The sequence below is a fragment of the Arthrobacter sp. NPDC080086 genome (assembly GCF_040702285.1).
Genome location: NZ_JBFBKP010000011.1, coordinates 20,602 through 42,687, shown reverse-complemented (window position 1 = coordinate 42,687; position 22,086 = coordinate 20,602). Strand labels below are relative to the sequence as shown.

At 71.2% G+C, this 22,086-nt stretch carries 15 protein-coding genes and 1 riboswitch; of the genes, 9 read left to right on the top strand and 6 right to left on the bottom strand.

The features are described from left to right. The first annotated feature begins 7 nt into the window (after positions 1-7). Entirely contained in the window at positions 8-997 is a 990-nt protein-coding gene (mutM, locus tag AB0305_RS06470) for a bifunctional DNA-formamidopyrimidine glycosylase/DNA-(apurinic or apyrimidinic site) lyase (RefSeq protein WP_364134972.1), read from the top strand. Here mutM and AB0305_RS06465 read toward each other — a convergent pair. The 3 genes from AB0305_RS06465 to AB0305_RS06455 are packed head-to-tail and all read right to left on the bottom strand — an operon-like array spanning position 933 to position 5,649. Then, positions 933-1,961, bottom strand: coding sequence for an NAD-dependent epimerase/dehydratase family protein (locus AB0305_RS06465; protein ID WP_364134975.1), 1,029 nt, complete (start codon positions 1,959-1,961; stop codon positions 933-935). The two genes, mutM and AB0305_RS06465, sit on opposite strands and share 65 nt — an antisense overlap. Continuing rightward, entirely contained in the window at positions 1,958-4,633 is a 2,676-nt protein-coding gene (locus AB0305_RS06460; protein WP_366172212.1) for an alpha/beta fold hydrolase, read from the bottom strand. Before AB0305_RS06460 ends, AB0305_RS06465 begins: the two co-directional genes overlap by 4 nt. Beyond that, entirely contained in the window at positions 4,627-5,649 is a 1,023-nt protein-coding gene (locus AB0305_RS06455) for a 3-oxoacyl-ACP synthase III (RefSeq protein ID WP_290257521.1), read from the bottom strand. The genes AB0305_RS06460 and AB0305_RS06455 overlap by 7 nt, the downstream gene beginning before the upstream one ends. A 263-nt stretch (positions 5,650-5,912) precedes the next feature. On the opposite strand from AB0305_RS06455, the gene smc reads away from it, so the two are divergent. Next, positions 5,913-9,521 (top strand): chromosome segregation protein SMC, encoded by a 3,609-nt coding sequence (gene smc / locus AB0305_RS06450; protein ID WP_364134982.1) that lies wholly within the window; start codon positions 5,913-5,915, stop codon positions 9,519-9,521. Positions 9,522-9,578: 57 nt separating this feature from the next. Then, a complete protein-coding gene (gene ftsY / locus AB0305_RS06445; RefSeq protein WP_364134985.1) occupies positions 9,579-10,775 on the top strand; it encodes a signal recognition particle-docking protein FtsY in 1,197 nt (398 codons plus the stop codon). A gap of 26 nt (positions 10,776-10,801) precedes the next feature. Here the strand turns inward: ftsY and AB0305_RS06440 are convergent, their stop codons facing one another. Continuing rightward, complete coding sequence (locus AB0305_RS06440; RefSeq protein ID WP_364134988.1) at positions 10,802-12,052, bottom strand: MFS transporter; 1,251 nt, start codon at positions 12,050-12,052, stop codon at positions 10,802-10,804. 228 nt (positions 12,053-12,280) lie between these two features. Between AB0305_RS06440 and AB0305_RS06435 the strand changes: the two genes are divergently transcribed. Next, positions 12,281-13,657: an ammonium transporter gene (locus AB0305_RS06435; RefSeq protein WP_290257528.1), complete on the top strand. Its 1,377-nt coding sequence runs from the start codon at positions 12,281-12,283 to the stop codon at positions 13,655-13,657. Continuing rightward, positions 13,654-13,992: a P-II family nitrogen regulator gene (locus AB0305_RS06430; protein WP_136322366.1), complete on the top strand. Its 339-nt coding sequence runs from the start codon at positions 13,654-13,656 to the stop codon at positions 13,990-13,992. Before AB0305_RS06435 ends, AB0305_RS06430 begins: the two co-directional genes overlap by 4 nt. Positions 13,993-14,104: 112 nt before the next feature. Here the strand turns inward: AB0305_RS06430 and AB0305_RS06425 are convergent, their stop codons facing one another. Then, the gene (locus tag AB0305_RS06425) at positions 14,105-15,493 is read right to left on the bottom strand and encodes a glucose-6-phosphate dehydrogenase (protein WP_364134993.1); all 1,389 of its coding nucleotides are present in this window, start codon (positions 15,491-15,493) and stop codon (positions 14,105-14,107) included. Positions 15,494-15,643: 150 nt separating this feature from the next. Between AB0305_RS06425 and ffh the strand changes: the two genes are divergently transcribed. After that, positions 15,644-17,224, top strand: coding sequence for a signal recognition particle protein (gene ffh / locus AB0305_RS06420; protein ID WP_364134996.1), 1,581 nt, complete (start codon positions 15,644-15,646; stop codon positions 17,222-17,224). Between the two features lie 69 nt (positions 17,225-17,293). Continuing rightward, positions 17,294-18,043 (top strand): alpha/beta fold hydrolase, encoded by a 750-nt coding sequence (locus tag AB0305_RS06415; protein WP_364134999.1) that lies wholly within the window; start codon positions 17,294-17,296, stop codon positions 18,041-18,043. A gap of 39 nt (positions 18,044-18,082) precedes the next feature. Here AB0305_RS06415 and thiC read toward each other — a convergent pair whose 3' ends face one another. Then, positions 18,083-19,843 carry a phosphomethylpyrimidine synthase ThiC gene (gene thiC / locus AB0305_RS06410; RefSeq protein ID WP_364135001.1) on the bottom strand — a complete coding sequence of 587 codons (1,761 nt, stop codon included), beginning with the start codon at positions 19,841-19,843 and terminating at the stop codon, positions 18,083-18,085. Then, positions 19,838-19,945: riboswitch (TPP riboswitch) on the bottom strand. (Overlaps the previous gene by 6 nt.) A 67-nt stretch (positions 19,946-20,012) precedes the next feature. On the opposite strand from thiC, the gene AB0305_RS06405 reads away from it, so the two are divergent. Both AB0305_RS06405 and AB0305_RS06400 read left to right on the top strand, forming a co-directional pair. Further along, entirely contained in the window at positions 20,013-21,110 is a 1,098-nt protein-coding gene (locus AB0305_RS06405; protein WP_364135004.1) for an amidohydrolase family protein, read from the top strand. 75 nt (positions 21,111-21,185) lie between these two features. Further along, positions 21,186-22,061: a VOC family protein gene (locus AB0305_RS06400; RefSeq protein WP_364135007.1), complete on the top strand. Its 876-nt coding sequence runs from the start codon at positions 21,186-21,188 to the stop codon at positions 22,059-22,061. The last annotated feature ends 25 nt before the right edge of the window (positions 22,062-22,086 follow it).

The following is a 22,086-nucleotide window of genomic DNA, read 5'->3' as shown; positions in this document are numbered from 1 at the left end:
AACGCCCTTGCCCGAGTTGCCCGAGGTCGAGGTGGTCCGGCGCGGCCTGGTGAGCTGGGTCCGCGGCCGGACCATCACCGGCGTCGAGGTGCTGGACCCGCGGTCCGTCCGCCGGCACGCCCTGGGCCCCGCTGACTTCATCGGCAACCTGCAGGGCGCCCGCGTCCTGGACGTGGTCCGCCGCGGCAAATTCCTCTGGCTGCCGCTCGCGGACGCCTCCGGAGAGGCGTCCGACGGCGCCTCTACGGCCGGTGGCGCCGATGCCTCAGGCGGCGCCGCGAACGTCGCCCTGATGGCGCACCTGGGCATGTCCGGGCAGCTCCTGATGCAGGACGCCGAGGTCCCGGACGAGAAGCACCTGAAGATCCGGCTGCGGCTCAGCCCGGCCGCGGGCATGCCGGAGCAGCTCAGGTTCGTGGACCAGCGGATCTTCGGCGGCCTGTTCCTGACCTCGCTGATCCCCACCGCGGACGGCGGCCCGGGAGGCCTGGCCGAGACCCCGCTGCCGCTGATCGCCGAGGAAGCCTCGCACATAGCCCGCGACCCGCTGGACCCGCACTTTTCCTTCGACCTGTTCTACCGCCGCCTCCGGGCGCGCCGGACCGGGCTGAAACGTGCCCTGCTGGACCAAGGCCTGGTCTCCGGCATCGGGAACATCTACGCGGACGAGGCGCTGTGGCTGGCCAAGCTGCACTACGCCCGCGCCACCGACCGGATGCGCCGCGCCGACGCCGAACGTGTACTCGACGCGGCCCGGCAGGTCATGACTGACGCCCTGGCCGCCGGAGGCACCAGCTTCGATTCCCTCTATGTGAACGTCAACGGGTCCTCCGGCTACTTCGAACGGTCCCTGAACGCCTACGGCCGGGAGGGCCAGGAGTGCCGGCGCTGCGCCGCGAACGGAATCGTCAGCCTGATCAAGCGCGAGCAGTTCATGAACCGCTCGGCGCACACCTGCCCGGTGTGCCAGCCGCGTCCGCGGAACGGCCGCTGGTAGCACCGTAGTGCGCCGCCAGCCGGGCCAGTCCCTCGTCAAGGCTGACCGCGGGGGTCCAGTCGAGGAGCTCGCGGGTCCGGCGCTGGTCGAACCAGTGCGCCGTGGACAGCTGCTCGGCCAGGAACCGGGTCATCGGCGGCTCCTCCACCCGGCCGGACCGGAGCCAGGCCTTCTCCACGAGTGACCCCACGGCCCGGGCCACGCGTCCCGGCACGGACCACGCCGGCGCTGGCACGCCGCCCGCGGCGCAGATTCCGGCCAGAAGCTCACCCACCGGCCGCGGCTCGCCGTTGCTGACCACCAGCGCCAGCCCGTGGACCCGGTCCATGCGGTGCAGCGCTGCCACAATGGCGGCCGCCGCGTTGTCGATGTATGTCGTGTCGATCAGGGCGCCGCCGGCGTCCAGCAGCGGCAGCCTGCCCTGTGCGGCGCGTTCCAGGACCCGTTCGACCAGCTGGGTGTCGCCGGGTCCCCAGACGATGTGCGGCCGTACGGCGGTGACCCGGAAACCGGGTGCGTCCGCCGCGAGGGCCAGCAGTTCGGCGGCTGCCTTCGTGCGGGAGTAGTCCCCGTGCGCCCGGGCCGGGTCCGCCGGTTCGGCATCGAGGCCCGCGATCGCCTGCCCGGAATTGGCTACCGACGGGGAGGAGACCAACACCAGGTCCCGAACGCCGGCGTCACGGGCGGCCGCCAGCAGCCGGGCGGTGCCAGCGATGTTGACCTCATCGAAGTCATCGGGACGGCCGGTGAAGGAGACCTTCGCGGCGAGGTGGATGACGCCGTCAATGCCTGCGACGGCACTGCGCACGGCGGCGTCGTCCGTCACGGAACCGTGCAGGTCTGCGGCTGCCGGAACCCCGGAGGGCCGGCGCTGGAAAGTGGTGACCTCGTGGCCCTGCTCCACCAGCAGCCGGGCGACGGCGCCGCCGAGCAGCCCGCTGGCGCCGGTGACCAGTATCCTCACGGCGTGCCGGGCCGCCCGCCGGCCAGCACGGAGCCCGCCCAGCGGGCCAGCCGGGTCCGGTCGATCTTGGCGTTGTGGCGGATGTCGGTGGGCTGGGCCGGGACGGTCAGGACGGCGGAGACCTCGACGCCGTCCCGCCGTGCGGCGGCGCGGACCCGGCCGGCGAGCCCGGGCTCGGCCGGTCCCGCCTTGCGGACGGCCGGAACGGTCTCGACGACTGCGGCGACCGCCTGGGTGCCGGCCGGCCCTACGCCGACGACGGCGGCGAGTCCGACCCCGGACAATGCCTCGATGGCCTGCTCGGCTCCGACGGGTGTGACGACGCCGCCCGGGGCGGTGACCACGTGCGCCAGCCGGCCCTCCACCCAGAGCCGTCCGGCGGCGTCGAGGTGCCCGACGTCGCCGGTGCGGTGCCAGCCCGCCGTCCGGGCGCTCTCGCGCTGGGTCAGCCACAGCCGGTCGTAGGAGTCCTTGACGTGCGCGGCGCGGACCAGGATTTCCCCGGTCACTCCCGCGTCCGTGACCGGCCGGTTGCCCGGCGCGGTGCCGTCCGCGGCGAGCGGGGCCACCGCCAGTTCGGCCCCGTGCACCGCCCGGCCCACGCAGATGCCGTTTCCGGCGCCGGGCACCGTCCCGGCGGCGGCATCGGCCGCGGCCTCCCGGATCTGCACCAGGTTGATGTCTGTCACGGGAAGGGCCTCGGTCATCCCGTAGGGGGTGTGGAGTCCGGCTGCGGGGACCAGGTCCTGAAGGTCCTCGAGCAGGCTTCGCGGTACCGGGGCCCCGGCCGAGAGCAGCAGGTCCACGGCGGCCAGGGCCTGCCGGCCCTCCGGGGTGAGGGTGTCCCGGGTGGCCAGGACGTTGCGCAGCGCGGCGGGGGAGGCGAAGACCACCGTGGCGCCGATGGCGGCGGCCGCATCGGCCAGGGCCCGGGCCGTCAGGGTGCGGGGCCGGGTCACGTCCATGTCCGGGGTGACGGACACGGCGCCGAGGGCGGGGCCCAGCAGGGCGAACGGCGCGAAGCCGGCCACCAGGCGTGTGCCGGGGCGGAGGTCCAGGGTGGCGGCGAGGGTGTCCCGCATGGCGGCGAGTTGCCGGTGCGTGTACTGAACGCCCTTGGCCGGGCCGGTGGACCCAGAGGTGAACAGCACGGCGGCGGGGGCGTCGGCCGCCGGGACGGGCGGCAGGCCGGCGTCGGCCGCCGCGCCGGTGTCACCGAGGCGTTCGAGGGAGGTTTCGACGCCGAGGATCCGGCGGCGGGCCGCCGGGAGGTCGCGGACGGTGAAGCGCCGGGCCTCCCAGCCGAGGGCGGCGGCCGCGGCGAGGGCCTTGTCGATGCCGATCAGCACGTCCGGGGTGGCTCCCCGCACGGCGCGGCTCAGGCCGCGGAGCCCGAGCCCGGCGTCGGCCACGACCACGACGGCGCCCACGCGGAGGCAGGCGTAGAGGACGACGGTGAGGTCCACTCCGGGCGGAACCATCAGGCTGACCCGGGTCCCGGCGGCGACGCCGGCGCCGCTGAGGCCTCGGGCCAGGTCGGTGACCCGCCGGTCCAGTTCGCGCCAGCTGAGTGAGCGGGACACGCCCCCGTGGGGCGCCATCTCGGCTACGGCCGTCTGGTCAGCGTCGGGGCCCGAGGCAAGGACGGTCAGCGGGGCCCAGAGCGGCCCGGTCCCGGCGGTCTCTGCGGCGGCCGGTGCGGCGGCTTCTGCCGTGGGAGCGTCGGAAACGTGTTCGGTGAGCCAGGTGAAGATGGGATCCGCGATGTTGCGGTCCTCGGCCATCAGGTGGCCGGCCCCCTCGAAGCGGTGCACCTGGGCGTGCGGCAGCCGGCCAACCAGGTCCTTGAGGTACCGGTCGGAGAAGATCGGGTCCCGGGGTCCCCACAGCATCAGCGCCGGGACAGTGAGTCCGCGCACCCCCTCGGCGACGGCCGTCAGGGCCGGGTAGCTGGGGTGGGAGGCATCGGCCGGGATGTCGGCCACGAAGTTGCCCACCCCGGCGCGGCGGCGGGCGTTGCGGTACGGGGCCATGAACGCCGCGCGGACCGCGGGGTCCAGCGCCGGGTGCGCCAGGGCGTGGGTCACGCGCAGGAAGGCGTCCGACGTCGTCGTGCCCCAGCGGTGCACCGCCGGATGCAGCGCGAGCCGCAGCGCCGCGGGGATGGGCACCCCTGCGGGCTGGTGGACGGCCGTGTTGGTGAGGACGACGCCGGCGAGCCGGTCCTGGTGGGCCAGCGCCCAGCCGAGGCTGATGACCCCGCCCCAGTCGTGGCCGACCGTGACGACCGGTCCCGTCAGGCCGAGTTCGTCGGTGAGGTTGCCGAGGTCGTCGATCCGGTCCTGCAGGCGGCGGAAGGTGCCGGTCCGTTCGGAAAATCCCATGTCCAGCTGGTCCACCGCCACCACCCGCCAGGGGTGGGCGGGGTCGGTTCCTGCGGCCAGCAGGGTCCGCCAGAGGTAGGACCAGGTGGGGTTGCCGTGGACGCACAGCAGGGTTCCGGCGGGGGTGAGGCCACGCTCGGCCAGCTGGGCCGCGTTGTCCAGGATGTGCCAGCGGCGCCTTGTGCCGTGCTTGTCAGGGCCCGGCGCGGTCCCGGCACCCGAGGTCGCGGGCACGTCGATCTCGCGGGACCAGGCGGGATCGACGCCGGGCCAGGTGGCGGCTACCAAGCGATTTCCACCATCGCGGTGTTCAGGCCGGAACCGACGCCCATGCACAGCACGCGGTCACCGCTGGTGAGGGTCTGCGCCTCTGCGGCGAGGGTCATCGGCAGGGACGCAGGGCCCACGTTGCCCCAGTGCGGGAAGGTGATCGGCACCTTGTCCGGGTCCAGGTCGATCGCGTCGATGATGGCCTGGGTGTAGGCGTTGCTGACCTGGTGGGTGACGTACCTGTCCATCGAGGCCCAGTCCCACTCCGGCTGGGCTTCGCGCCACGCGTCCACCACCAGCTGCAGGCCGCCGTCGAGCAGTCCCTTGGTGTCCGTGGCCATGCCGTCGATGCCGCCGACGCAGAGTTCGTGGTGTTCGGTGCCGGCGCGGACCACGCCGCCGACGACCCGGTGCGCGCCCGGGTGCTGGTCCGCGGGACCCAGGACGGCGGCCGCGGCGCCGGAGCCGAGGGTGAGGGTGGCGAACTCGCGGTTGAAGTCCTCGCGGGTGGTCTCGGGACGCTGCAGCCGGGCCAGGGTGGCCTCCTGGGTGGCCTGTGCGTCCTCGCCGTTGACGATCACGGCGTACTTGATCTGGCCGGAGTCGATCATGGTGGCGGCCAAGGTCATGCCGTTGACGAAGCCCAGGCAGGCGTTGGCCAGGTCGAAATTCATGGCCGAGGAAGGCAGTCCCAGCCCGTGGTGGATCTTGACCGCGACAGACGGTTCGAGGTTCCGGCGGGTGACCGAGGTGTTGATCAGGAGCCCGACGTCGGAGGCCGCGATTCCGGACTCGGCGAGGGCCTTGGCGCCGGCTTCCACGGCGGCGTCGTCGAACGCCGTCCCCGGGGCCCACCAGCGCCGGTGCGTGATCCCGGCGACCCGCTCCAGCAGGCGCGGCGGGAACTTCAACCGGCGCAGCGTCCCGGCCAGGGCCTGGTCGAAGTCGCGGGAACTCACGATCGTGGGCGCCTCGACGCTGCTCACCGAAAGCAACGCGGTGTTGGTGTGCCGGAAGGTGGCATTGCCTATCAAATCAAGCCTCTGTTCGTATCTGTCCTGCGCTCCTGCGGCTCACTGCGCCGTCAAGCACAAGCCCAAGTGCTTAACTATGCCCGCTGCACATCCATTCCTGCATATGCAGTCCACGGCATCGACGGCGGGGACAGAGGGGCCCAGCGCGCCGCCGGAACCGCGATGGCGCGGATTCTGACGGTGCCCCGCAGTAGATTGTATGTAGCCGGTAGCGGCTGCCACCGCTTCATTTACCTCACCCACAGCAGGAGACCGGAACCACCGTGCACCTCAAAAGCCTGACCGTCCGCGGATTCAAGTCATTCGCGTCCGCGACGACCTTTGAGTTCGAACCCGGCGTCACCGCCGTGGTGGGTCCCAACGGTTCCGGCAAGTCCAACGTGGTGGACGCCCTGTCATGGGTGATGGGCGAACAGGGCGCCAAGACCCTGCGCGGCGGCAAGATGGAGGATGTCATCTTCGCCGGCACCTCCGGCCGGCCCCCGCTGGGCCGGGCGCACGTGTCGCTGACCATCGACAACAGCGACGGCGCCCTCCCGATCGAGTACAGCGAAGTCACCATCGCGCGCACGCTGTTCCGCACCGGCGGGTCCGAGTACGCCATCAACGGTGCCCCCTGCCGGCTGCTGGACATCCAGGAACTGCTCTCCGACTCCGGCCTCGGCCGGGAAATGCACGTGATCGTCGGACAGGGCCAGCTGGACAAGGTCCTGCACGCCACCCCCGAGGACCGGCGCGGCTTCATCGAGGAGGCCGCCGGCATCCTCAAGCACCGGCGCCGGAAGGAAAAGACGGTCCGGAAGCTGGAGGCCATGCAGGCCAACCTGGCCCGGCTCGGGGACCTGACGGCCGAGATCCGGCGGCAGCTGACGCCGCTGGGCAAGCAGGCCGCCGTCGCACGCCGCGCGCAGACCGTCCAGTTCGAGGTCCGGGACGCGCGGTCACGGCTCCTCGCCGACGACCTGGTCCGGCTGCAGTCCACGCTTGCCCGGGACGTCGCGGACGAATCGGCGCTCAAGGCCCGGCGCTCCGTCGTCGAACGGGACCTGGACCTGGGCCGGCGCCGCCAGGCGGAACTGGAGCAGCAGGCCGCCGAGGCTACGCCCGCCCTCAACGCCGCCCGTGACAACTGGTACCGGCTCTCCTCCGGGCGGGAACGGCTCCGCTCCCTCGGATCGCTGGCCGAGGAACGCCGGCGCCTGCTCGGCGCCGCGGACCCGGGACCCGCGACGGGCCGGGACCCCGACCACCTGGACCAGCAGGCCGCCCGTGTCCGGACCGAGCAGGCCGGGCTGGAAGAGCAGATCCGGCTGCGGCGGGACGCGCTCGCGGACGCCACCGCCGCCAAGCAGGAGGCCGAGGCCGCGTCCGCCGCCGAATCCAAACGCCTCGACGCCCTGTTGCGGGCCGCCGCGGACCGGCGCGAGGGCCTGGCCCGGCTGGCCGGGCAGGTCGGCGCGGCCCGTTCCCGGGTCGAATCCGCGCAGGCCGAGGTGGGCAGGCTGCGCGAATCACTGACCGCCGGCGAGGAACGCCGGCGCCAGGCCCAGACTGAATTCACCGCCCTGGAGTCCCAGGTGGCGGGAGTCGAAGACGGGGAAGAGAGCCTCGACGCCGAGTACGAGGCCGCCAGCGAGGCACTCGACGCCGTCACCGCCGAGATCGACGCGCTGAAGGCCGCCGAACGCGATGCCGACCGGGAACGCGGTGCACTCGCGGCCCGGCACGAGGCCCTGCAGCTCGGCCTGAACCGTAAGGACGGCTCCGGCCACGTCGCCTCCTCCGGCCTCGCCGGGATTCTCGGCCCGCTCGCGTCGATGCTGGCCGTCGAAGCCGGCTACGAGGCCGCCATCGCGGCGGCGCTGGGCCACTGCTCCGACGCTGTCGTGGTGGCCGACCGGGCCGCGGCCACCGCCGCGCTCGGCCTGCTCCGGGAAGAGGACGCCGGCCGTGCGTCGCTGCTGCTCGCCGCGGCCGTTGCCGGGAGCCGGGACGACGTGCCCGGGACAGCGGCGCTGCCGGCCGGGGCACGCCCGGCGGCCGGACTGGTTGCTCCGGCGGCCGACGCGGCGGACGCCGTGCCCGTGCGTGGGCTGCTGGACCGGCTGCTGGCCGGCACCGCGGTCGTCGAGGACGACGACGCCGCCGCGTCCCTGCTGGCCGACCACCCGGAGCTGACCGCCGTCACCCGGGCGGGGGATGTCTTCACCGCGCTTGCCGTCCGCGGCGGCTCGGCTTCGGCCCCGTCGCTGCTGGAGGTACAGGCCGCCGTCGACGACGCCGCCGCCCGGCTGGCCGCCGTGACCGCGGAGCTGGAACGCACCCGCTTCGCCCTGGCGGCCGCGGCGCCCCGGCGGGCGGAAGCGCAGGAGCGCGCGGACGCGGCCCTGGACAAACTCCACGAGTCCGACGCCCGGCTCGCGGCCGTGGCCGAACGCCTCGGGCACTTGAATTCCGTGCTCCGCAGCGCCGCGGGGGAGAGCGAACGCCTGGCCGCCTCCCTGGCCCGCGCCGAGGCCGCGGTCACGGTCGAACAGGATGCCCTGGAAACGGTGGCCGCCCGGCTGGCCGCCGCGCAGGAGGCCCCTGCGGAGGAGGAACCTTCCCAGGACCAACGGGACGCCCTCGCCCAGACCGCGGCCGCGGCCCGCGCGGCCGAGATGGAGGCCCGGCTGGGCCTTCGCAGCGCCGAGGAACAGCTCACCGCCATCAGCAACCGTGCTTCCTCGCTGGAACGGGCCGCCGCCACCGAGCGGCAGGCCCGCGCCGAGGCAGCCGAACGCGCCCGCCGCCGCGCCCTGCAGGCCCGCCGCGCCGCCGCCGTCTCCGCCGCCGTCGCCCAGGTGGCCCGCTTCCTGGACGTGTCGGTCGAGCTGGCCCGCGTGGACCGGGACCTTGCCGAGGAGCGCCGCACCCGGCTGGACCAGGAACTGGCGGAGGTTCGGACCGGCAACGACGCCCTGGCCCGCGAACTGACGGAACTGACCGACTCCGTACACCGGGACGAGCTGGCGCGGGCCCAGCAGCGCCTCAAGATCGAGGCACTCGAGCTGCGCAGTGTCGAGGAACTCGGGCTCAGCCCGGACCAGCTGGTGGGGAGCTTCGGCCCGGACCAGCCGGTGCCGGTGCCGGCGGAGGAGACCGGGGACAAGTGGGCGGCCCTGCGCGCGCCCGTGGACGAAGACGGCCGCGCCATCCTCGAGGGCAAGCCCTTCGTGCGGGAGGAACAGGAAAAACGGCTGCGGAAGGCCGAACGGGACCTTGCCGCCCTGGGCCGGGTCAACCCGCTGGCCCTGGAGGAATTCGCCGCGCTGGAGGAACGCCACCAGTTCCTCAGCACCCAGCTCGAGGATCTCAAGGCCAGCCGCAAGGACCTGCTGGACATCATCAAGGACGTCGACGACCGGGTCCAGAAGGTCTTCGCTGAGGCCTTCGAGGACACCGCCCGGCAGTTCGTCCGGGTCTTCGCCCGGCTCTTCCCGGGCGGTGAGGGACGGCTGGTCCTGACCGACCCCAGCGACATGCTGACCACCGGCATCGAAGTGGAGGCCCGTCCCGCGGGGAAGAAGATCAAGCGCCTCTCGCTGCTTTCAGGCGGCGAGCGGTCCCTGACGGCCGTGGCGCTGCTCGTGGCCATCTTCAAGGCCCGGCCCTCGCCGTTCTACGTCATGGACGAGGTGGAGGCGGCCCTCGACGACACCAACCTGGGCCGGCTCATCACGATCTTCGAGGAGCTCCGCGAATCGAGCCAGCTGATCGTCATCACCCACCAGAAGCGCACCATGGAGGTCGCCGACGCCCTCTACGGCGTCACCATGCGCGGCGACGGCGTCTCCACCGTGATCAGCCAGCGGCTCGGCGCCGAGGTCTGAGCCGGGGCCGATTGGGCCGCTGACCGGCGGCTTTAGCGGTTATGAGAAGCTAGGGGAGTGAACGACATCCTCCCTATCATCCTGCCCATTATCGTTGCCCTGGTGGTCATCGGTGCCCTCATTCCGGTGCTCGTGAGGACCCGGAGGAACATCACTAACTACCCCACGCAGCGTGACGCCAACGACCCCGTCCAGGGCACCGTCAGCGGGACCCTGCTGGAGGACCGGACCGGCGCCCCCGCCCGGGACACCGAAGGCCTCGAGGACCTCGGAACCGTGGAGGTGCCGGACGACGCCGCCGGCTTGGAGACCCTCCCGGTCGAAACGCCGCTGCCGGTCGCCGGCCGGCTGACCCGGCTGCGCGAACGCCTCGCCAAGTCCAACAACGTCCTCGGCAAGGGGCTGCTGGCCCTCCTGTCCTCTGACAAGATCGACGAGAACGTCTGGGACGAGGTCGAGGAGACCCTGCTGCTCGCGGACCTGGGAACCGAGCCGACCATGCAGTTGGTGGACGCCCTCCGCGCCCGCGTCAAGGTCCTGGGCACCCGTTCCCCGGAAGAGGTCAAGGCGCTACTGCGCGAGGAACTGCTCAAGCTCGTCGACCCGACCATGGACCGTAGCCTGAACGTCCAGCGCCACGCGGACAAGCCGGCCGTGATGATGGTCGTCGGCGTCAACGGCGTCGGCAAGACCACCACCGTCGGCAAGCTGGCCCGCGTCCTGGTCGCCGAAGACAAGGACGTCCTGCTCGGCGCCGCGGACACCTTCCGCGCCGCCGCCGCCGAACAGCTGGCCACCTGGGGCCAGCGCGTCGGCGTCCCCACGGTCAAGTCCGACATCGACGGCGCGGACCCCGCCTCCGTCGCCTACGAGGCCGTGAAGGCCGGCATCGACCAGGAAGTCGATGTCGTCATGATCGACACCGCCGGCCGCCTGCAGAACAAGGTCGGCCTGATGGACGAACTCGGCAAGGTCAAGCGCGTCATTGAGAAGCTCGCCGAGGTCGACGAGGTGCTGCTGGTCCTGGACGCCACCACCGGCCAGAACGGACTGAACCAGGCCCGGGTCTTCGCCGAGGTCGTTAACATCACCGGCATCGTGCTCACCAAGCTGGACGGCACCGCAAAGGGCGGCATCGTCGTGGCGATCCAGAAGACCCTCGGCGTCCCGGTCAAGCTCGTGGGTCTGGGCGAAGGCGCGGACGACCTGGCCCCGTTCGACGCCGACAGCTTCGTGGACGCGATCCTGAACTAGGGCGATCCTGAGCTGGACCAGGTGCCCTAAGCGGCCGCCGGGGCTGCGGGCCGGAACGTTTCCCGCGCCAGCAGCCATCCGGCGGCCGCGGCCAGCAGTACCCCGCCGGTGACGCCGAAGGCCCAGCCGTAACCCAGCCGGTCCGCCAGCAGGCCTGCGATGACCGGCCCCACGATCGCGCCGCTGTCCTGCGTCATCTGGAACACCGCCAGCACCTTGCCGCCGGAGCGTTCGTTGCCGATCACGTCCGCGATCGCGGCCTGCTGCGCCGGGCCCAGCAGGCCGGAACCGATGCCGGCCACCGTGGAGGCCAGGAGGAACAGCGGCAGATCGTGCGTCAGGCCAATCGAGGCGGTAGCCAGGCCGGTGACCACCAGGCCGGCCAGCATCATCGGCTTCCGGCCGGCGGAATCCGCGAGCCGTCCCGAGAACGTCAGCGCCACGGCGTTGCCGGCCGCGAACACCGCCAGCGCCCAGCCCGCGGAGGACGCCCCGGCGCCCAGGGCCGCGACGGCGAACAGCGGCACCGTTGCCATCCGCACCCCGAACGTGGCCCAGCCGTTCGCGAAGCTGGAGGCCAGCCCTGCGCGGTAGGCGCTGTCCCGCACGGCGTCGCGCAGCAGCATGGCCGGAGCGGCTGTGCCGGCCTCCCGGGACCCGGAGGGGACGTGCGTGAGCTGGGTCTGGACGACGGCGGCGGCCAGCACCAGCGCGGCGGCGTAGGCCAGGAACGGCACCCGCAGGCCGAATCCGGCCAGCAGGCCACCGACGATCGGGCCGCAGACGTTGCCGATCAGGAAGGCCGAGGCGTACGCACCGGAAACCCGGCCGCGGCTCTCGGGCGGGGCCAGCCGGACCACCAGGGCCATCGACGCCACCGTGAACATCACCGAGCCGGCGCCGCCGAGGCCGCGGAACACCAGCAGCTGCCAGTAATCCTGGGCGAAGGCACACGCCGCCGTCGACGCCGCCACGATCAGCAGCCCGGCGACGTACACCGGCCGCTCGCCGAGGCGCACGATCAGCGCACCGCCTGCCGGGGCGAAGACGAGCCGCATGAAGGCAAAGATGCTCACAATCACCGCCGCCGCCGTCGCCCCGACATCGAACGTCGTCGCGAACTGGGGGAGCACCGGCGCCACCAGCCCGAAGCCCAGCGCGATCAGGAAGGCCGCGGCCAGCATCACCTTGATGTCGCGGGGGAGCCGCGGACCGCGGGAGGGCCTTAGGGCGGAGAGAAGGCTGGAATCCCTGGCGGGACGGGCTGTTTTGCTCATGGTGCTGCTTTCGATGCCTGGATGAGGCCGGTGGGGGGATGGGTCCGCGTGAAACACAACCGTAACAAGCGCGAGACGCACCATTTACTTCCGGGAGGTTCTTGTAACAGCCCGGCAATCTAAATCCCGAGCCGGTGAAACACTACGCCAGCAGACTCTTTGTAGAACGCAAAATGCGTTGAACTTGCGGACTGGATCCGCACCTAAGAGCAAGAGAGGACGCAGACCATGGAACTCACCGCGGGTCTCGTTTGGCTCCTGGTCGCAGCAGCGCTCGTGCTGTTCATGACCCCGGGCCTGGCATTTTTCTACGGCGGCATGACGCGCGCCAAGTCAGCCTTGAACATGATGATGATGAGCTTCGTCGCCATCGGCACGGTCGGCATTGTCTGGGTTCTGTGGGGCGCCTCCATGGCCACCAGCAACGAAGACAACTTCTTCCAGATCTTCGCCAACCCCTTCAGCCACTTCGGGCTGCACAACTTCACCGACCCGGCGGACCTGCTGAAGGTCGGATACGCCGCAACCTTCGCGATCATCACCGTGGCCCTGATCTCCGGTGCCGTGGCCGACCGCGCCAAGTTCTCCGCCTGGGTCATCTTCACCCCGATCTGGGCGACCCTGGTCTACGCCCCCATGGCCTTCATGGTCTGGGGCGGCGGCCTCTTCTCCAAGGACGGCTGGTTCGGCCAGACGTTCGCCCCCGTGATCGACTTCGCCGGCGGCACCGTGGTCCACATCAACGCCGGTATCGCCGGCCTGATCCTGGTCCTGGTCATCGGCAACCGTAAAGGCTTCGGCAAGGACCCGAACCACCGCCCGCACAACATCCCGTTCGTCATGCTCGGTGCCGCCATCCTCTGGTTCGGCTGGTTCGGCTTCAACGCCGGCGCCGCTGCCACGGTCGAGCAGGCCGGCCTGATCTGGGTCAACACCCTCGCCGCCCCCGCCGCCGCCATGCTCGGCTGGCTCGCCGTGGAGCGGTTCCGTGACGGCCACCCGACCTCCCTCGGTGCGGCATCCGGTGTGGTCGCCGGCCTCGTCGCCATCACCCCGGCCTGCGCCAACGTCTCCCCGCTGGGCGCCATCATCCTGGGTGTCGTCGCCGGTGTCGCCTCCGCCCTGGCCGTCGGCCTGAAGTTCAAGTTCGGCTACGACGACTCGCTCGACGTCGTCGGCGTCCACCTGGTCTCCGGCGTCGTCGGCACCGTGGCCATCGGCTTCCTGGCCACCCCGTCCCAGGGCACCGCCGGCCTCTTCTACGGCGGCGGCAGCACCCAGCTCGTCGCCCAGGCCCTGGCCGCCCTGTTCTCGATCATCTTCACCGCCGTGATGACCTTCATCATCGCCTTCCCGATCCACAAGCTGATGGGCTTCCGGGTCTCCCAGGAGCAGGAAGTCGTGGGCGTGGACCTCAGCCTGCACGCCGAGACCGCCTACGAGTTCGGCCTCAGCGGCCGGGGCGGCAGCTTCCAGCCGCTGCACGAAATCATCACCGGCAAGTCGCTCGGCGGCGAGGCCGTCCAGCTCCCGGCCGAGGACATCGCCGGCGTCCCGCAGCACGGCAAGCAGACCGCAGCAGGCAAAGAAAGCGTGGAAGCATGAAACTGATCACCGCCATCGTCCGACCGGAAAAACTCGACGCCATCCGTGAAGGCCTGGAAGCCTACGGGGTGCAGGGCCTGACGGTCAGCGCGGCCAGCGGCTACGGCCGGCAGCGCGGCTACACCGAGGTCTACCGCGGCGCCGAGTACAACGTGGACCTGCTGCCGAAGATCCGGGTGGAGGTGCTGGCCACCGACGAGCAGGCCGATGACATCCTCGATGTCATCATCGCCAGCTCCAACACTGGCCGGGCCGGCGACGGCAAGGTCTGGACCATGGACGTCTTCGAGGCGGTCCGGGTCCGCACCGGCGAACGCGGCGCGGCCGCCATCTAGCTGCAATCCCTCCAGCCGCGGACCGACTCAGCGGAACGCGAATGAGGGTTGCGAACAATGGGCCGGGCACCTGAACAGGTGCCCGGCCCGCTTTTGTGTTCAGCCGGGTGACTTAGGTAGGCCAGCCCTCGGGGCCCGGGGTGCCGGCCGGGTATTCCTCCAGCGGCACGCTGTCCCTGGCCCAGGCCTTGATGACCGGCTCCACGATCCGCCAGCAGTCCTCGGCGGTGTCGGCCCGGACCGAGAGCAGCGGGTCGCCGCTGAGGACACCCTCAAGGACTTCGCCGTAGGGGAGCAGGTCGGAGGCGCTCAACTCCGCCTTCAGGGTGGCACGGTCCAGGCTGAGCACGTTCCCGGGGCCGTTGACGTCGACGTCGAACTGCAGGGTGTCGGGACCGAAGCCGATCCGCAGCTGGTTGGGGGAGTCGACTCCGGTGAACCCTTTGGGCAGGTGCGGCACCGGGCGGAACGTCACGATGGCCTCCTTGCGCATCGATCCGAGTGCCTTCCCGGACCGGAGCAGGAACGGCACGCCCTGCCAGCGCCAGTTGTCGATGTCCACCCGGACCTCGGCGAGGGTCTCGGTGTTCCGGGACGGGTCGACGCCCTTTTCCTTCGCGTAGTCCGGGACCTTGCGGCCATCGATCGAGCCGGCCGAGTACCGGGCGCGGCGGGTGTTCTTTGCATACGGGGCCTTGATGCTGCTGGCCCGCAGGAGGGTGGCGACGGCGTCCCGCAGGTCCCGTTCGTCCACGGAGGCAGGCGGCTCGATCGCCATCAGGGCCATGATCTGCAGCAGGTGGCTCTGGATCATGTCCCGCAGCGCGCCCGCCCCGTCGTAGTACCGGGCCCGGCCCTCGAGCGCGAGGTCCTCGTCGAAGATGATTTCCACCTTCTCGATGTGCTCCCGGTTCCAGACCGGCTCCAGGAAGGTGTTCGCGAAGCGGAGGCCCAGGATGTTCAGGACCGTGGCCTTGCCCAGGAAGTGGTCCACCCGGTGGATGTGGTCCTCGGGGACCAGGGCCGCCAGGGTCTTGTTCAGGTGCCGGGCCGATTCCGCGCTGGAGCCGAAGGGCTTCTCCATCACCAGCCGGGTGCCGGCCGGGACTTCCTCCGGGGTCAGTGCCTCGCAGGCCAGCTGGCTGATTTTCGGCGGCAGCGCGAAGTACACCGCCACCGGGCCCTCCAGCCCGGCCAGCAGGGACGCCAGTTCGCCGCCCGAGGTGACGTCCAGGCGGTGGTAGCTGGTGGAGGTACGGATCCGCTTGAGTTCGCGTTTGCCGTCCGTGTTGGCCTGCGAGTTTGCGTCCGCGAAGGCGGTGTCCAGCCGCTCCAGCCACTGCTCCTGGCTCCAGTCGTCGGAGCCGGCGCCCACCAGGGTCAGGCCGGCGGCGTGGCCGCGGGCCACCAGCCGGGCCAGGCCCGGAAGCAGCAGCCGGCCGGTCAGGTCGCCGGACGCGCCGAGGATGAGCAGGGTCTTTACCGTCGGTTCACTGGTCACCTACGCCAGCATGCCACCTCCGAGCCGGGTCTTGGTACCCTAGATAGTCGAGTCCCGTTGTCGGGCCGGTTCGTTCCGGCGAGACAGTTCCGACACTGGCGCGCCGTTCCGGACGTCAGCTGCAGATCCACTGAAAGAAGTGCACGGCGCGTGTTCAATTCACTCTCTGACCGGTTGACAGCAACCTTCAAGAACCTTCGCGGCAAGGGCCGCCTGACCGAGGCCGACGTCGACGCCACGGTCCGGGAGATCCGCCGTGCCCTGCTGGACGCCGACGTCGCCGTGCCGGTGGTCCGCGAATTCACCTCCCGCGTGCGCGAGCGTGCCCTCGGCGCCGAGGTCTCCGGTGCGTTGAACCCCAGCCAGCAGATCGTGAAGATCGTCAACGAGGAACTCGTCGAGATTCTCGGCGGCGAGACCCGCCGGATCCGGCTGGCCAAGACCGGCCCCACCATCATCATGCTCGCCGGCCTCCAGGGCGCCGGTAAGACCACCCTCGCCGGCAAGCTCTCGAAGCACCTGAAGTCCCAGGGCCACAGCCCCATGCTGGTGGCCTGTGACCTGCAGCGCCCCAACGCCGTCACCCAGCTGCAGGTCGTCGGCCAGCGCGCCGGCGTACCGGTGTTCGCCCCGCACCCCGGCGCCACCTCCACCGAGCTGGACCACCCGGCCGGCGACCCGGTCGCCGTCGCCCGCGCCGGCGTCGAGGAAGCCAAGCGCACCCTGCACGACGTCGTGATCGTTGACACCGCCGGCCGCCTCGGCGTCGACGCGGACATGATGGAGCAGGCGCGCCAGATCCGCCGGGCCATCGTCCCCAACGAAGTCCTGTTCGTCATCGACTCGATGATCGGCCAGGACGCGGTCAACACCGCCATGGCGTTCGACGAGGGCGTCAACTTCACCGGCATCGTGCTCTCCAAGCTCGACGGCGACGCCCGCGGCGGTGCCGCGCTCTCCGTCGCGTCGGTCACCGGCAAGCCCGTCATGTTCGCCTCCACCGGCGAAGGCCTGGACGACTTCGAGCTCTTCCACCCGGACCGCATGGCCTCCCGCATCCTCGACATGGGCGACGTGCTCACCCTGATCGAGCAGGCCGAGAAGTCCTGGGACAAGGACGAAGCGGCCCGGATGGCGAAGAAGTTTGCCGACCAGGAAGACTTCACCCTCGAGGACTTCCTCGCCCAGATGCAGCAGATCCGCAACATGGGCTCGATGAAGAAGATGCTCATGATGATGCCCGGTGCGCAGAACATCCGGCAGCAGCTCGAGCAGTTCGACGAGCGCGAAATCGACCGGGTCGAGGCGATCGTCCGGTCCATGACCCCGCACGAGCGGGTCGCGCCGAAGATCATCAACGGTTCCCGCCGGGCCCGCATCGCCCGCGGCTCGGGCGTGCACGTCTCCGAGGTCAACGGCCTGTTGGAGCGCTTCGCCCAGGCGCAGAAGATGATGAAGAAGATGGCCGCCGGCGGCGGCATTCCGGGGATGCCCGGGATGCCGGGCATGGGCGGGGGGGCCCGCAAGGGCAACAAGCCCGCGCCGAAGAAGAAGGCCCGCTCCGGCAACCCGGCCAAGGCCGCACAGGAGCTCAAGGACGCGGAGGCACGGCGCGCAGCCGGCGCCAAGGCCGTGCCCACCGGCGCCTCTTTCGGCCAGCAGGGCGACTTCGACCCCTCCCAGCTGAACCTGCCCAAGGGCTTCGACAAGTTCCTCGGCGGCAGCAAGTAGCGACACGCTGCGGCGGGCCGCGGCGTATGTCGCGGCCCCGTTGACGGACCCGTGGAATAGGCTTGGAGCATGTTCAAGGAGCGCGTAGTTTTCGTCCACGGGGCCGGCAGTTTCGGTGCCGCGGCGTGGCCGAAACAGCACGGCATGGCGCTGGCCTATGACGCGCTCTTCCTCCGCCGGCACGGCTTCGACCCGGTGGCCGAGCCGCTGGAAACCGATTTCGCGGCCGACGCCGGGATCGTCCTCGGCGCACTGGCCGACGACGGCCGCGGTGCCGCCGGAGGCCACGTCGTCGCCCACTCCCAGGGCGCCATCGCCGCGATGATGGCCGCCGTCGAACGGCCCGACCTGGTCCAGTCCCTCACGCTGGTGGAACCGGCCTGCCTGTCCCTGACGGCGGAACTGCCGGCCACCGCCGCGCACCGGGCCCTGATGGAACCGCTCTTCGATGTCCGGCACAGCCTGGGCGACGAGGACTTCCACCGTGAATTCGTCCGCCGGGTGTTCGCCGCGCACGCCCCGCTGCACGGCGCCGCCGGGGAAGTCGCGGCGGATAACGCCCGGGAGGCGCGGCGGCTCCGGCTGCAGGCCCCGGCATGGGAGGCGCCGCTGCACATCGTCCCTGGCGTTCCCACCCTGGTCCTCACCGGCGGCTGGGAACCGCTGTATGAGGAGATCGCCGGCTACCTCGTGGAGACCGGCGCCCGGCACCGCACCGCCCCGGGCGGGCACCGGCCGCAGGACTCACCGGAGGGGGACCGGGCGATCCGCTCCTTTATCGCCGACGTCGTCCGCAGCCGGCACGCCCGCGCCTCCTAACCCGCCCCTCCTTACTCCGGGCCTCCTAGTCCCAGCCTGCTAGTCCCGGGCGGCCCCCACCCCCGGATCCGGCAGGTAGACCTTGCCGCCGGAGGCGAGGAACTCCTCGCTCTTCTCCCGCATGCCCGCGTCGGCCCGGGCCGCCTGCGCCTCGGCGGAACCAAACTCGCTCCGGATGTCCTGGCTGATCCGCATCGAGCAGAACTTCGGCCCGCACATGGAACAGAAGTGCGCCATCTTGGCCGGCTCGGCGGGCAACGTCTCGTCGTGGAAGGCCTCGGCGGTGACCGGGTCCAGGGACAGGGCGAACTGGTCCCGCCAGCGGAACTCGAAGCGGGCCTTGGACAGGGCGTCGTCCCGCTCCTGCGCGCCGGGGTGGCCCTTCGCAAGGTCCGCGGCGTGGGCGGCGATCTTGTAAGTGATCACGCCGGTCTTCACGTCGTCCCGGTTCGGCAGGCCCAGGTGCTCCTTGGGGGTGACGTAGCAGAGCATGGCCGTCCCGTACCGGGCGATCTCGGTTGCGCCGATGGCGGAGGTGATGTGGTCGTAGCCGGGGGCGACGTCGGTCACGAGCGGACCCAGGGTGTAGAACGGCGCCCCCTTGCACAGCTCCTGCTGGCGTTCTACGTTTGCCCGGACCAGGTGGAACGGGACATGGCCCGGGCCCTCCACCATCACCTGCACGTCGAATTCCCAGGCCCGCTGCGTGAGCTCGGCGAGGGTGTCCAGTTCGGCGAACTGCGCGGCGTCGTTGGCATCCGCCGTCGACCCCGGCCGCAGCCCGTCGCCGAGGGAGAACGCGACGTCGTACTTCGCGAAGATTTCGCAGAGCTCGTCGAAGTGGGTGTACAGGAAGTTCTCCCGGTGGTGCGCCAGGCACCAGCCGGCCATGATGGAGCCGCCGCGGGACACGATCCCGGTGACCCGGTTGGCTGTCAGCGGCACGTACCGGAGCAGCACGCCGGCGTGAATGGTCATGTAGTCCACGCCCTGTTCGCACTGCTCGATCACGGTATCCCGGAAGATTTCCCAGGTCAGCGCGTTCGCTTCGCCGTTGACTTTCTCCAGGGCCTGATAGATCGGGACGGTGCCGATGGGCACGGGGGAGTTGCGGAGGATCCATTCGCGCGTCGTGTGGATGTCGTCCCCGGTGGAGAGGTCCATCACCGTGTCTGCACCCCACTGGGTGGCCCACTGGAGCTTGTCCACCTCCTCGGCGATGGAGCTGGTGACGGCCGAGTTGCCGATGTTGGCGTTGATCTTCACGAGGAAGGCCTTCCCGATGATCATCGGTTCGGACTCGGGGTGGTTGATATTCGCCGGGATGATGGCCCGGCCGGCGGCGAGTTCGCTGCGGACCAGTTCGACGTCGCAGTTCTCGCGCAGCGCGACGAAGCGCATCTCGGGCGTCACCTCGCCCTGCCGCGCGTAATGCATCTGGGTGACGGTCCGGCCGGGGAGGGCCCGGCGCGGTGCCGGAGGAGCGCCGCGCCACTCCGCCGAGGCGGCTCCGCGGCGGACCGCGGACTTGCCGTCGTCGAGAAGGCTGCGCTCCCGGCCGGAGTAGGGCTCGGTGTCCCCGCGTCCGGCAATCCAGTCGGCACGGAGCGGCGGCAGGCCCGCCACCGGGTCGCTGACCGGCCCCGCCGTGCGGTAGGCCAGGAACGGGGGATTTGGGGTGCCGCCGGGGGACGGCTCCAGGGCGATCTCGGTCACCGGGACCCGCAGGCCGTCGCCTTCGATGTAGGCCAACGTGTGCGACGCAAGGGCAGGGCTGTGCTGGGAATTTGTGGTGCGCAAGGGTTACTCACTTCCTTCGCCGGCATTACCCGGACAGGTTCAACGGTCGCAGGCTGCCTCAGCCCGATCTCAGCCCCTGCAAGGGCTCCCGTGTGGTCGTAGACGAAGCTACCACAGGGCCCCGGACACGGCTCCAAGGTTTCCGCCGGCCGCGATTAGGCTGGGACCCATGAGCGGCATCATCGAATTCACCGGGCCCGTCCTCACCGCCGTGAACCGGGAGCGGCGCGGCCTGTGGTCCGTGGACGGGGTGCTGACCTTCGACCGTCCGGAGGCGGCGCCGGACCAAGTCATCGACGGGTGGGTAATCCCGGGACTGGTCGACGCTCACTGCCACATCGGGCTCGGGCCCGGCGGTGACGTGGACGCCGCCGTCGCCGAAACGCAGGCGCGCACGGACCGTGACGCCGGGACCCTGCTGGTCCGCGACGCCGGAGCGGTGCACGACACCCGCTGGATCCAGCAGCGGCGGGACCTGCCCCGGATCATCCGTGCGGGCCGCCACATCGCCCGAAGCCGCCGCTACCTGCGCGGCCTCGCCGTTGAGGTGGACCCCGGTGACCTGGTCGAGGAGGTCCGGAAGCAGGCGCGGGCGGGGGACGGCTGGGTCAAGCTCGTGGGGGACTGGATCGACCGCGACGCCGGGGACCTTGCCGCAAGCTTCCCCGCCCGCACCGTCAGGGACGCCGTCAGCGCCGCCCACGACGAGGGCGCCCGGGTCACCGCGCACTGCTTCGCCGAGGACACCCTCGATGACATGCTCGACGCGGGCATCGACTGCATCGAGCACGCGACCGGGCTGCTGCCCCGCCATCTTCCGCGTTTCGTCGACCAAGGCGTGCCGATCGTCCCCACCCTGGTCAACATCGCCACCTTCCCGGACATCGCCGCGCAGGCCGAACCCAAGTTCCCGCGCTACGCCGCCCACATGCGCACGCTCTGGGAACGCCGGGCCGAGCGGGTCCTCGAGGCCCACGAGGCCGGGGTGGCCATCTACGCGGGAACCGACGCCGGGAGCGTGATTGCCCACGGGCGGATCGTCGACGAGTTGGAGGCACTGCATGCCGCCGGACTGGGCGCGGCCACCGCCCTCGACGCCGGCGCCTGGTCCTCCCGGGCCTGGCTGTGCGCCGCCGGAATCGCCGAGGGTGCGCCCGCCGACGTCCTGGTCTGCGCCGCTGACCCGCGGCGGGATCTCTCCACGTTGCGGAATCTGCGCGCCGTCGTCCTCCGCGGGGACGTCATCGGCGCGGCATCCGCGGAATAAATTGAAGCTTCAAGTAATTTTATCTGGTGAGAGCCGCCGAATGACGGCTGAACCCCACAGCACCGGAGTGATGCAATGACCACCAACGCCGCCACCCAGGACCTCTTGCCGGCCGACCTCTCGATGGGCACCGTGATGCTCAAGGTCGGCGACCTGGCGATGATGACCGACTATTACCAGCGCGCCCTCGGCCTGGAGGTGGTGGCCGAGCAGGGCGGCGGCCTCTACCTCGGACGCGGCCAGACGCCGCTGGTGCACCTCGCGCCGGCCCCGGGACTGAACCTCCCCTCCCGGGGCGAGGCCGGGCTCTTCCACACCGCCCTCCTGTTCGAGGACCAGGCGGCGCTGGCCGCCACCGTCGCCACCGCAGCCCAGTACGATCCCCGGTTCTTCACCGGCAGCGCGGACCACCTGGTCAGCGAGGCCTTCTACTTCAACGACCCCGAGGGCAACGGCATCGAGCTGTACTGGGACCGTCCGCGCGAGGAATGGTCCTGGGATGGCGCGAATGTTGTCATGGACAGCTTGGCGCTGCCGCCGCAGCGTTACCTGGAGCAGCACCTCACCGAGGCGTCGCTCGCCGGCCAGCACGAAACCGGCGCCGGCGTCGGGCACGTCCACCTCCAGGTCGGCGACGTGCAGTCCGCCCACGACTTCTACGTCGGGACCCTGGGCTTCGAAAAGACCGCAGGCTGGCACGGCCAGGCGCTTTTCGTCTCGGCCGGCGGCTACCACCACCACATGGCCATGAACGTCTGGAACAGCCGCGGCGCCGGCCCCCGGCGCGACACGCTGGGCCTGGGCGAGGTGCTGATCGAGGTGCCCTCCGGGGACGACATCGGCGCCCTCGCGGACAGGCTCAAGGTCGCCGGCGTCGCGTCCCACCACACGGGTGCGGAGCTCCGGTTCGACGACCCCTGGCGCAACCGGATCCGGGTCGCCGTCCGCTGACCGGCCTCCGGGCCGCCAGCCGATA